Annotated in this window: 9 protein-coding genes and 2 pseudogenes; 6 read left to right on the top strand and 5 right to left on the bottom strand. The window is 48.0% G+C overall.

The annotated features are described in order from the left end of the window. Window positions 1–233 precede the first annotated feature (233 nt). The 6 genes and pseudogenes from puuE to AC6I7V_RS16580 all read left to right on the top strand — a co-directional run. Window positions 234–1,148 (top strand): allantoinase PuuE, encoded by a 915-nt coding sequence (gene puuE / locus AC6I7V_RS16605; protein ID WP_255232377.1) that lies wholly within the window; start codon window positions 234–236, stop codon window positions 1,146–1,148. A 76-nt stretch (window positions 1,149–1,224) separates the two neighbouring features. Continuing rightward, a complete protein-coding gene (gene uraD / locus AC6I7V_RS16600) occupies window positions 1,225–1,740 on the top strand; it encodes a 2-oxo-4-hydroxy-4-carboxy-5-ureidoimidazoline decarboxylase (protein WP_150868439.1) in 516 nt (171 codons plus the stop codon). A 122-nt stretch (window positions 1,741–1,862) separates the two neighbouring features. Next, a complete protein-coding gene (gene alc, locus AC6I7V_RS16595; protein WP_498012299.1) occupies window positions 1,863–2,849 on the top strand; it encodes an allantoicase in 987 nt (328 codons plus the stop codon). Window positions 2,850–2,863: 14 nt separating this feature from the next. After that, window positions 2,864–3,424 (top strand): ureidoglycolate lyase, encoded by a 561-nt coding sequence (locus AC6I7V_RS16590; protein ID WP_032553521.1) that lies wholly within the window; start codon window positions 2,864–2,866, stop codon window positions 3,422–3,424. A gap of 14 nt (window positions 3,425–3,438) precedes the next feature. Next, window positions 3,439–4,381 (top strand): annotated as a pseudogene (locus tag AC6I7V_RS16585) (urate hydroxylase PuuD); the annotation flags it as partial. Window positions 4,382–4,503: 122 nt separating this feature from the next. Continuing rightward, window positions 4,504–4,770 (top strand): annotated as a pseudogene (locus tag AC6I7V_RS16580) (urate hydroxylase PuuD); the annotation flags it as partial. A gap of 158 nt (window positions 4,771–4,928) precedes the next feature. Here AC6I7V_RS16580 and AC6I7V_RS16575 read toward each other — a convergent pair. From AC6I7V_RS16575 to xdhA, 5 genes are all read right to left on the bottom strand, one after another. Further along, a complete protein-coding gene (locus AC6I7V_RS16575; protein ID WP_498012298.1) occupies window positions 4,929–5,807 on the bottom strand; it encodes an AEC family transporter in 879 nt (292 codons plus the stop codon). 289 nt (window positions 5,808–6,096) lie between these two features. After that, on the bottom strand, window positions 6,097–7,431 hold the full coding sequence (gene guaD / locus AC6I7V_RS16570) for a guanine deaminase (RefSeq protein WP_498012297.1): 1,335 nt from the start codon (window positions 7,429–7,431) through the stop codon (window positions 6,097–6,099). A 59-nt stretch (window positions 7,432–7,490) separates the two neighbouring features. Beyond that, a complete protein-coding gene (xdhC, locus tag AC6I7V_RS16565; RefSeq protein ID WP_390518242.1) occupies window positions 7,491–8,369 on the bottom strand; it encodes a xanthine dehydrogenase accessory protein XdhC in 879 nt (292 codons plus the stop codon). A gap of 386 nt (window positions 8,370–8,755) precedes the next feature. Further along, the gene (xdhB, locus tag AC6I7V_RS16560) at window positions 8,756–11,146 is read right to left on the bottom strand and encodes a xanthine dehydrogenase molybdopterin binding subunit (protein WP_498012296.1); all 2,391 of its coding nucleotides are present in this window, start codon (window positions 11,144–11,146) and stop codon (window positions 8,756–8,758) included. Then, entirely contained in the window at window positions 11,139–12,527 is a 1,389-nt protein-coding gene (gene xdhA, locus AC6I7V_RS16555) for a xanthine dehydrogenase small subunit (protein ID WP_498012358.1), read from the bottom strand. Before xdhA ends, xdhB begins: the two co-directional genes overlap by 8 nt. Window positions 12,528–12,641: the final 114 nt, after the last annotated feature.

Genomic DNA, 12,641 nt, shown 5'->3' with positions numbered 1-12,641 from the left:
TTTTGATGCACCAAGTCTGTGCGTAATCAATAAAAACTTGCACCATAATTACTTAAGTTGTTGTTATTAAATGATTTGTGTTGCTTAATTTAACTTTAATAACGAAATCTTTACATTAAGATAAATTATTGTATACAATGAGTGTATGGGGTGAGGTTGCTCGTGGTTTCTAACTCAAAGAGGAAAACTGTGGGTGAGCGACTAAACCAAACACTAATGTTAGGAGTACTTGGATGAATAAGGATTATTCAAGAGATTTGATCGGGTATGGCGCTACCCCTCCAAATCCTCAATGGCCGGGTAATGCGCGTGTCGCGGTCTCCTTTGTATTGAACTACGAAGAAGGCGGCGAACGTTGTCTATTGCATGGTGATGATGAGTCAGAAGCATTTCTCTCAGAGATCCCATCAGCACAACCGATCAAGGGTGAACGTCACATCAGTATGGAATCGATTTACGAATATGGCAGTCGAGCTGGAGTGTGGCGCGTACTTCGCCTATTTGATGAATATGAAATCCCTCTAACCGTCTTTGCTGTGGCTATGGCTATCGAACGTCACCCAGATGTCGCCAAAGCGATGATGGAAGCGGGCCATGAGATTTGTAGCCACGGCTACCGCTGGATTGACTATCAATACATTGATGAGTCTGAAGAGCGCGACCATATGGTGAAAGCGATAGAGATCATCCAGCAAGTGACAGGCCAACGTCCACTCGGCTGGTACACAGGTCGAACGGGTCCAAATACGCGCCGACTTGTCGCAGAAGAGGGGGGCTTTTTGTACGACTCTGATGCCTACGATGACGATCTACCATACTGGCATACCGAGACTGGGCGTCCTCAACTGGTGATCCCTTACACCCTAGATGTGAACGATATGCGCTTTTCGACAGCGCAGGGCTTCAACTCTGGTGAACAGTTTTTCCAATACCTAAAAGACACCTTTGACGCTCTTTATATGGAAGGTGAAACCGCACCGAAAATGATGTCGGTTGGGCTTCACTGCCGATTGGTTGGGCGTCCGGGGCGAATCATGGCACTGAGACGTTTTCTAGATTACGTAAAACAACACGACAACGTGTGGCTATGTCGCCGTATCGATATTGCCAATCACTGGCATGAACACCATCCGTATAAAACGGGATAGTGGACTAGGAAAGCAGTAACAACTCACAACGATAAAAACAACACAAGCAAAGAGAGCAATAGCAAGGAGGCTAACAGTGACAGTATTTCGATCATGCCAACCCACAAAAATGGATCGCGATGAATTTGTCGCCCATTTTGCCGATGTGTACGAGCACAGCCCTTGGGTGGCAGAAGCAGTGTATGACCAAGGCTTAAATGCAGAAGATGATCATATCGAGAATCTTCACTTGAAGATGGCATCCACGCTTTTGCAAGCCGACCACGGCAAGCAGTTGGCTTTGATCAATGCTCACCCAGACTTAGCCGGTCGAGCAGCAGTAAATGGCGAACTCACAGAGTCGTCTACTAAGGAACAAGCGGGGGCGGGCATCGATAAATGCAGCGCCGAAGAATTTGAAAAATTCACTTCTTATAACAACAGCTACAAAAGTCGCTTCAACTTCCCTTTTATCATGGCGGTAAAGGGAGCCAATCGTTACCAAATTCTTGAGTCGTTCGAGATGCGATTAGGAAATGATAGTGAAACTGAGTTTGCTACGGCGATACAAGAGATCAACAAGATCGCAATGTTTCGTCTCTGGGATATGTAGGTTAACGGAGTTAGCAGCTATTTCAGAACCAACTTAATCCGCCAGGCGCTGAGCAGTCAGCCACTGAATCATTAAGTTCTCATTTTATTATTACTTTATTAATTTCATAGGATTACACGGACATGACCCATAAATTTGAACAGTACATAAACCTAGCAGACGAAAAACTCGGTGCGGAAGCGATCTTCGCCACGGACGATTTCTTTGCTGACAAAAGCCGCCTACTCAGCCACGCAGCACCAGTATGGAAAGATGACCTATACGATGACAACGGTAAATGGATGGACGGTTGGGAAAGTCGCCGTAAGCGTGGCGAAGGTTATGACTACTGTGTGATTCGCCTTGGTCTAGCAGGCACGATTGCGGGCGTTGATATCGATACTTCATTCTTCACAGGTAACTTCCCGCCTTCTGCATCGATTGATGCATGCTATTCACCACAAGGCGAGCCAACAGACTCTACTGAGTGGCAAGAGATCCTTCCTTCTATTGCTCTGCAAGGCGATCATCATCATCTTGAAGAGATTGAAAGTGAACAAGTATTTACGCACCTGCGTCTAAACATTTATCCAGATGGCGGTGTTGCACGTCTGCGCGTTTTCGGTCGTCCTAGTGTCGATTGGGATGCGATCGATGCACAACAGCAAATTGACCTTGCAGCGGTTGAACATGGCGGACGCGCACTGGCGTGTAGTGATGAGCACTACGGTAATAAAGCAAACATTCTTGGCCCTGGCCGCGGTGAAAACATGGGCGATGGCTGGGAAACAGCACGTCGTCGTACACCGGGTAACGATTGGGTGATTGTTGCGTTAGGCCACCCGGGAAACATCGAACGTATCGTTGTTGATACTGCGCACTTTAAAGGTAACTTTCCAGACAGTTGTTCAATTCAAGCGGCGTATGTGAAAGGTGGTACCGACGACCAAGTCGAGACGCAAAGTCTATTCTGGCGCGAGCTTCTACCGGCACAAAAGCTGTCTGCCCACAATATTCACGAATTCATTTCCGAGGTGAACGATCTTGGTGCGGTGACACACGTACGTGCCAACATCTTCCCAGATGGCGGTATCAGTCGTTTACGTCTATTTGGTACTAAAGCGAAATAGGTAAGGAAATGAGTATGAGTAATGGAATACGTCGTTTAGTGATCGAACCGTTAACCAAACAAGCGTTTGCTGAGTTTGGCGATGTTATCGAGTCTGATAACAGTGATTTTTTTATGATCAACAATGGGTCAACCCGTCGCTACCACAAGCTTGCGGCAACGGATGTGCAAGACCAAGGCGGAGAAGCCATCATCAGCATCTTCCAAGCCACTCCGCTGAAGTACCCATTGACTATCGAGATGTTAGAGCGTCACCCACTTGGCTCTCAGGCATTCGTTCCATTACTTGGTCAACCCTATTTAATTGTTGTCGCGCCAAAGGGCGAAAATCCGACATTAGCCAGCTGCCGAGCTTTTCTCAGCAATGGCCGCCAAGGAGTGAACTATCACAAAGGTGTGTGGCACCATCCCGTTCTCGCGCTTACCGATCAAGACCAATTCTTGATTGTGGATAGAGGCGGTGAAGGCCATAACTGTGATGAGGTTTATTTTGATAGCGACCTTGTGGCACTGCACTTGGAAGATCTGCCGACGGACAACAATAAGGAAGAGCAGCGCGTTGAAAATGCGCTGTGATACAGGAGTTTATTATGGATCCGCATATTACAGAATGGTTGAATTTGGCGATTCGCTGGATTCACATGATCGTTGGTGTCGCATGGATCGGCGCATCATTTTACTTTGTTTGGCTTGAAAATAACCTAAACAGAGTAAACCCCAAAACAGGCCTATCTGGTGATTTATGGGCGATTCACGGTGGTGGTATCTATCACCTTGAAAAGTACAAGCTTGCGCCACCAGAGATGCCAGAACACCTTCACTGGTTTAAGTGGGAAGCTTACTTCACTTGGATAACAGGTGTGTGTCTACTTGGAGTTGTCTATTACCTGAATGCCGAGATTTACCTGATCGCACCGGGCTCAGGCCTTGATTCGACGACTGCAATCGCGATTGGTATTGGTTCTTTTGTCGCTGGTTGGTTTATTTACGACCTGTTATGTGACTCTCCATTAGGTAAGACGCCGGTACTGCTTGGTATTGTGTTGTTCGTAATGCTGGTGGCCGCGACTTACGGCTTGACTCAAGTGTTTAGTGGCCGTGGTGCTTACATTCATGTTGGTGCGATCATCGGTACCATCATGGTGGGTAACGTATTCCGCGTCATCATGCCAGCGCAGCGTAACCTAGTGAAAGCGATTGAAGAGAAGCGCGAACCTGATCCAGCACTTCCAGCGAAAGGCTTACTGCGTTCTCGTCACAATAACTACATGACGCTACCAGTGTTGTTCATCATGATCAGTAACCACTTCCCGAGTACGTATGGTTCGAAGTACAACTGGTTGATTCTAGCTGGTTTGGCGGTATTCAGTATCTTGGTTCGTCACTACTTTAATACCCGACATGGCAGTCAGAAGTTTGCTTGGACAGTGCCAGTGGCTGCACTCGGTATGATTACGCTTGCGTTCGTGACCTCACCTTACGCGAAAAAGCAGATGACACCGACTCCAGTCGCGAAAGCGCCAGTGGTTGAGCAGGTGCAAAGCAGTGTAGAAGCGACACCAGTCGTGGAAAAAATTGCGGCAGGAGCTGTGGAATCTGACAATGGTGCTCAAGTTCAGCAAACAGCAGCCACTAATGCGCCAGCATCTTCGGACGCAGGCATTCGCTTTGAGACCATCAACCAAGTCATTCAAGAGCGCTGTTCGGTGTGTCATTCAGCTTCACCGACTCATGCTGCCTTTGCTGCCGCACCAGCCGGGGTCATCTTGGATACACCTGAAGAGATCAAAGCCAATGTACCAAGAATTATCGCTCAAACCGTAACAACGAAAGTCATGCCACTTGGAAACCTCACCCAAATGACAGATGACGAACGTACGCTTATCGGTGATTGGGCAGCACAAGGAGCCAAACTTCAATAGCAGCATCCTTTACCTAAGAGCGTGAGTCTTAGGTGAGGCTTGGGGAGAGTTTGGTTATACGGGCACGCGCCAAACTCGTCCCACCCTGTTTCCCCGGTTCCTATACCGGGGCTTTTTGCTTTTTGTGCTCGTCATTATTGCCAACAGCAAAAGTAGCCTTACTCAAACGATAGAGCAAACGTCAGCAGTATCGGTAAGGTCACGATACTTAAGAAGTTGCCAAACAGCACCATAGAGGCAACCTTAGGTGGCTCAACGTTGAAGCGTTCAGCAAACAAGTAGTTCATTACCGCTGGTGGCAGCATGGTGAACAGAACCATCATTTGAAGCTGTAGAGTTGGTAGTGGAATAAAGAAGTAAATGATGCCGAAAGCGACGGCTCCGGTGAACAGAGACTGAACCGTGCATAGTAAACCGACCTTGAGGCCGCTGAGTCTTAGGTTGACCATTTGTGAGCCAAGGGATAGCAGCATGATTGGCACGGCTGCTTGTCCCAGTAGCGATGTGGCTTCGTAAAGCGGATTCCACACCGCGACACCAGATAAATTGAGCGTCATTGCCACGGCTGCAGCAAGGAAAATCGGCATCTTGACGATCTGCTTTAGCGGGTTCCCTTCACTTAACAACACCAACCCCAAACTGATATGGATGCAAGCAGAAACCACGAACAATAGTACTGCTGGCGCTAAAGCCGTCTCACCAAAGGTATAGGTGAATAGTGGGATCGCAAGGTTACCGCTGTTGCGAAACATGTGCGGAGGTGCCCAAGCTTTGAAGTTGAGCTTAAAGATCTTGCAGATTGGAATCATTAATACGGCAGGTACTAATACTGCGACCAACGAGGCGGTAATTAGTGGTACTTGCTCAGTATCTAGCGGCATGGTTGCGAGTGAGGCAAACACTAAGGCAGGGATACACACGTCCATATTGATGCGGTTGATAGGCTTAAAGTCGGGCTTGAGCCAACGACCCACGGCAAAGCCAGCAGCAGCGAGCGCAAAAACGGGAAACAGAATGCCAACAACCTGCTCGAACATAGAATTCCTTTTCTAAGTAACGGATAAATAGGGGTATGCTCAACATAGATTCGGAAGGTTGAGCAACTTGCATAATTCTCTTAAGTTACCAACATAAATCGGTTACGTCGTGGGCATTTAGCACACAGTGATAATTTAATTATGTTTATTTGATTAGGATGCAAAAAAGACCAGAGGCAGGGGGGCGACTGGTCTTAGAAGGCGAGGTGAATAGAAAGCTAGGCGAATCTGGACGGATTATTGACAACGATTGTCGTTGTTACCTAGCGGGTGTTACTCGTTTTTAAGCCTAACTGACGAGTTTTTTGTACTCTTTGAAATTAGCGTCGTACGCCTTTTCACCGTAGACGTATGTTTCGCTGACGGTTCTGTCATCTCCAAGACTCATCAATACAAACAGTTTCTCTTCAAGCTTAGTTGCTTGCTCCATTCTAAAGCGCATTAGTTGAGTCGCGTGCATGTCGAGAACCACGAAATCTGCCTCTTTGCCCACTTCCAGGTTACCGATTTTGTCCTCTAGATGAAGAGATCGTGCACCACCTAACGTGGCCAAAAACAGCGACTTAGCTGGGTGTAGTTTCTTATGTTGAAGCTGCATGATCTTATACGCTTCGCTCATGGTCTGTAGGATAGAGAAACTTGTACCAGCGCCCACATCGGTACCCATACCAACACGGATCCCGTGCTCTTCCATTTCAGGCAGTCTGAACAGACCTGAACCCAAGAATAGGTTTGAGGTTGGGCAGAAAGCGATAGCAGATTCAGTATCGGCTAAACGCTTACACTCGCAATCAGACAAGTGAATGCCGTGTGCGAAAACCGAACGTTTGTGCAGCAAGCCATAGTGGTCGTATACATCTAGGTAACTGTCGCGTTCTGGGAACAGAGCCTTCACCCACTCAATCTCTTTCTCGTTCTCTGAAAGGTGAGTGTGCATGTACACATCTGGATACTCTTCTAACAGTTTACCTACGGTTGCCAGCTGCTCCGGGGTGCTCGTTGGCGCAAAACGAGGAGTCACTGCATACAGCAAGCGACCACGATTGTGCCATTTTTCGATCAGCTCTTTTGAATCAACATAGCCTGATTCTGGTGTATCGGTTAGGTAATCTGGTGCGTTGCGATCCATCAGCACCTTGCCTGCGATCATGCGTAGGTTACGTCTTTCCGCTTCTTCAAAGAATACGTTGACCGACTCTTTATGAACGGTACCGAACACTAGGGCTGTGGTTGTACCGTTGCTTGCCAATTCATCCAGAAATAGCTTCGCCACTTTGTGCGCGTAGACTGGGTTTTTAAAGCGTTTCTCTTCTGGGAAGGTGTAGTTCTCAAGCCAGTCAAGCAACTGTTCGCCATACGATGCAATCATACCGGTTTGTGGGTAGTGGATATGAGTATCGATAAACCCTGAGGTGATCAGCTTATCTTTGTACTCTTTGATATCGAGGTTTTTTGGCTGACGAGCAAGCACATCATCGGCACTGCCCAAATCAACCACATGGCCATTCTCAACCACTAAAATACCGTCTTCAAAATACTCATACGATTCTTCTAAACCGACATCCTTTGGGTCGGCCACGCTATGAAGAATACTGGCGCGATAAGCTTTGCGTTGCGTTGTCATGTTTACTTCCTTTTAATGCCCTCCAGTCAGGTTGTGGCGACTGGAGTCTGCGATTTGTGTTAGGCGATTTTCTCTTCCAGAGGGTGTTCGTCTACATCGCTTGTTTGCTTGGGATCGTTACGATCCTCAGTTTGATAATGTTGGGTCGGGCGCTTCTGTTCAAGCGCTTGTCCCTGATAGTGTGCGATTAGTTCACCGGCAACCGATACCGCGATTTCTGCAGGATGTTTTCCATTCACAGAGCTAATACCAATCGGACAAATCATGGTGTTGATCTGCTCTCGGCTATAGCCGCGTTGTTCCAAGCGGAAGTCAAACTTCTTGCGTTTTGTTAGTGAGCCAATCATGCCGAAGTAACGACTGTCTTCACGATCAATGATGGCTTTAGCAAGGTCGAAATCGAGCTGGTGGTTGTGGGTCATCACTAGGTAGTAACTGTTTGGTGGCATCTGTTTCACTTCACCGACTGGGTCGTCAGTGACAAGCTTTTTAACGCCTTGAGGTAAGGTTTCTGGGAACACTTCTTCGCGTTCATCAATCCACGTTACGCGGAAAGGCAGAGTGGCGACAATGTGCAATAGCGCCTTAGCCACATGGCCTGCACCAAATAGCACCAGATGGTTCTGTTGAGTACCAATCGGCTCGAAGCTCAGAGTAGCCATCCCGCCACAACATTGGCCAAGGCGAGCACCAAGGTTGAAGCGTTCGACTTTGAGGGACTTTTCGCTGGCGATCAGCATCTCGCGCGCCATTTTAGTCGCAACATGTTCAAGGTGGCCGCCGCCAATGGTCGCAATGATGCGATCGCGAGTGACCAGCATTTTTGTTCCGGCATCACGAGGCACAGAACCTCGATCTTCAAGAACCGTCACCATGACACACGGCTCGTAGTTCTCTTCCAGTTTTGCCAGTTCGTGAATCCAATTATCCTTAAACATACTTCCTCCAAAAGCTCCAGCTTGATGCTTCTTACGCCAGTCTATAGAGCTCCTTGCTCAATACTGCGGACTAGCGAGTGTCCTTGTTACCTGTTCGTCACAGCTTGATGATGTTAGGGCGTGTTGACCTTTCGTGGTTAAATTTTGTTCGAGATAAAAGCGTTTTAATCGCGGCGAGGGAGAAGTAGCCTAGTCATTCTAAGCAAATCTCCCTCAACAAAGAGTAAAACGCTTTTAGCCGAACCCTTCGGGCAGCGTTTGCTGGTCATTTCTACTGCGTTATCGGCTTCTCATGTAGGCTAACTACACATCAAAGCCTCTGCCTTGTATAAATACCCAGCAACTCGCTGCAAAAACCAGCTCGAAAGATCAACACGCCCTAATCACTACGCCGTCTCTTGCTCACTGTCGACCGATACCTTAGCGGGCTCTGAAACGGCTTGAACGGCCATCAGAATGCGCTCTGGTGTCGCGGGTGTATTTAGCTTCGGAATTGCCCCATCGACGGCGACTGAGTTAATGGCATCTTTGAGTGCACTCCACACAGACATCCCCAACATAAACGGTGGTTCACCAACCGCTTTCGAGTTGAAGACGGTGTCTTCTGGGTTACTGCGGTTCTCCAATAGATGCGTTCTAAAATCTATCGGCATATCGGCAATCGCTGGGATCTTGTAACTTGCAGGGCCATTGGTCATTAGGCGGCCTTGCTCATTCCATACCAACTCTTCGGTGGTGAGCCAGCCAGCGCCCTGAACGAAGCCCCCTTCTACTTGACCGATATCGATAGCAGGGTTCAATGAAGCCCCTACATCGTGCAAGATATCGACGCGCAGAATTTTGTTCTCACCTGTTAGTGTATCGATGATCACTTCAGAACATGACGCGCCGTAAGCGTAGTAGTAGAACGGACGGCCGCGCGCTTTCTCGTGATCGTAATAGATCTTCGGAGTGCGGTAGAAGCCAGTGCTGGAGAGCGAGATTTGGTTAAACCAAGCCAGTTCGACAAACGCGTTGAAGGTCATGATCTCGTCGCGGATCTGTACCATACCGTTCTTGAATACCACTTCTTCTTGCGAGACTTTGAAGTGCGAGGCTGCAAAGTCGATCAGTCGTTGTTTAATCGTTATTGCGGCGTTCTGCGCGGCCTTACCATTGAGGTCGGCGCCCGATGAGGCCGCGGTTGGTGATGTGTTCGGAACTTTGTCTGTGTTTGTAGCGGTGATCTGGATACGTTCGACATCGACTTGGAACTCCTCTGCAACGATTTGCGCCACTTTGATGTTCAAGCCTTGGCCCATTTCCGTACCGCCGTGATTCAAATGAATACTGCCATCGGTGTAGATATGGATAAGCGCACCAGCTTGGTTCAAGAAAGTTGCGGTAAACGAGATGCCGAATTTCACCGGAGTGATTGCCAAGCCTTTTTTCAAGATAGGGCTCTGCTTGTTGAACTCATCAATTTCTTTACGGCGAGCGTGGTAGTCACTGCTGCGTTCAAGCTGTTCGGTTATCTCAGGAAGAAAGTTGTCTTCAACGGTTTGGTAGTAATGGGTCACGTTACGGCCTTCTTCGCCGTAATAGTTCGCCTTACGTATTTCCAATGGATCTTTTTTCAGGTAACGAGCGATCTCATCCATGATGTGTTCAATTGTCATCATGCCTTGAGGACCGCCGAAACCACGGTAAGCGGTGTTAGATGCGGTGTTGGTTTTGCAGCGGTGTCCTACCACGGTTGCATCGCCAAGGTAGTAAGCGTTGTCTGAGTGGAACATCGCGCGGTCAACAATCGAGCTTGAAAGGTCAGGCGAGTAGCCACAGTTACCTGCTACGGTAATATCGGCACCTTGAATTACGCCGTTGTCATCAAAACCGACCGTGTATTGGTTGTAGAATGGATGACGTTTGCCCGTCTGCTGCATATCTTCGTTACGCAGTAGGCGCATTTTAGTTGGTCGACCGGTTAGACTGGCGACGACTGCAGCGATACACGCAGGAGATGCTGCTTGAGTTTCTTTACCACCAAAGCCACCACCCATGCGGCGCATATCAATCACGACTTTGTGCATTGGCACCCCAAGCACTTCTGCAACCAATTTTTGTACTTCAGTCGGGTTTTGTGTCGAGGTGTAAACAATCATCCCACCGTCTTCAGTCGGCATTACACTACTGACTTGAGTTTCAAGGTAGAAGTGTTCTTGACCGCCGATCTCGAGATCACCAGATATCACATGTTTGGCTTTGGCTAGTGCCGCTTTTGAATCACCACGTTGTTGTGTGTGGCTCTCTGTCACGAAGTGCTCTTTAGCTAAAGCTTCTTTTACATCGAGAATCGCTGGCAGTTCTTCGTATTCAATGATGGCGGCGTGCGCTGCTTTGCGTGCCGTTTCTAAATCGTTGGCCGCCACAGCAATCACTGGCTGGCCGTAGAATTCGACTTTGCCGTCTGCGAGTAGCGGATCGCCAGGAAGGATGGCACCGATATCCAGTTCGCCCGGTACGTCTTTAGCTTGAATTGCGATAGCTACGCCTTCAAATTCGTAACACGGCGATACGTCAATTTTGGTGATTTTTGCATGTGCTTGAGTACTAAGGCGCGCGTAGACGTGCAGTTGGTTTGGGAACTCTAAACGGTCATCGATGTAGACCGCTTCGCCCGTTACTTGCTTTGCTGCGCTGTCGTGTTTAACGCTTTTACCCACGCCAGTTTTAAGATCTTGTTTTGCGATGGTTACCATCTCTTCATGGGTCATCGCCTGTTTGTTTTTGTTAGACATAAGACGTTACCCTTGTTTCGATTTGATTGTGCTTGTTCTGCTGTTCAATGAAGTAACGGCGCAACATATTGGCTGCCGACAATGAGCGATACTCTTGGCTTGCTCGAAAATCAGAGAGTGGCTCGAAGTCTTGATACAGTTCTTGCATCGCTTCTTTAATTGTAGCCTCTGTCCAAGGGCTGCCTAATAACGTATTTTCACAACGAGCTGCGCGCTTAGGCGTTGCAGCCATACCACCAAAGGCGATACGAGCGTGCGTTACTTTGCCTTCTTCCACCTGAATGTCGAAGGCGCCACACACGGCAGAAATGTCATCATCTAGACGTTTGGAGAGCTTGTAAGCGCGGAAGCTATCGCTACTTGGTTTAGGAATAATGATCTGCTCAATAAACTCACTCTCTTTCTGAGCGGTGATTTTATAGCTGATAAAGTAATCTTCGATCGGCATGGTGCGCGACTCATTACCACAGCGCAGTTTGATCTTGGCATCTAACGCAATCAGTAGCGGAGGCGTATCACCGATAGGGGAAGCATTGGCTACGTTGCCGCCAATAGTGCCTTGGTTACGTACTTGCAGTGACGCAAAGCGGTGAAGCAGTTCGCCAAAGTCTGGGTAGTGTTTTTTCAGTAGTGAGTAAGCGTCACTGATTGGAAGGTTAGCACCGATGATAAGGTCAGTGTCTGTCTCTTTACACAGCTTCATGTCTTCGACAAGGTTGACGCTGATAAGGGTTTCAATCTCACGGTGAAACTGCGTGACTTCCAGTGCTAGGTCGGTGCCGCCTGCAACCAGCTTAGCTTTCGGGTGAGCGATGTACAGTTTTGCTAGTTCATCAATACTTTTAGGAGAGAATGCCGTGAGGTGACCTAAACGAAGGTTTGCTTCAGTGCCTTGAATGCTCTCTAACTTTTCAATGGTTTTGCGTTCAAGTTCAGCGAATTGGTCGATAAGAGGTTGGTCTGTAGACAAAGACATCGCAGCATCAACAATTGGTCGGTAACCCGTACAGCGACATAAATTGCCTGCCAGAGACTCCATCACATCTTCTTTGCTAGCGTTAGGTTTGTTCTTGCCAAGCGCGAACATCGACATGATGAATCCCGGTGTACAGTAGCCACACTGTGAGCCATGAAAATCCACAACCGCTTGTTGTACAGGGTGCAGAGAGCGATCTCGGTTCTGTAGATCTTCGACGGTAATCAGTTGCTTGCCGTGCAGAGCAGAAACGAACGTTAAGCATGAGTTTACTGAGCGATACTGTAATTGCCCGTCTACCACTTCACCTAACACCACAGTACACGCACCGCAATCGCCTGAACCGCAACCCTCTTTGGTACCTGTCTTCTTGACGTTGGTACGAAGGTAGTTAAGTACGGTCATATTCGGCGACAGATTGTCTTCGTGTCTTATTTCCTGATTGAGCAAAAAAGTAATCAAGAGACCTCCTTGTATATCGACATATTCCATGTGTAATTTTTTTGACTTCTTGGTCAA

Source organism: Vibrio sp. KUL70, from assembly GCF_059725515.1.
This window is presented reverse-complemented; position numbering and strand designations above follow the sequence as displayed.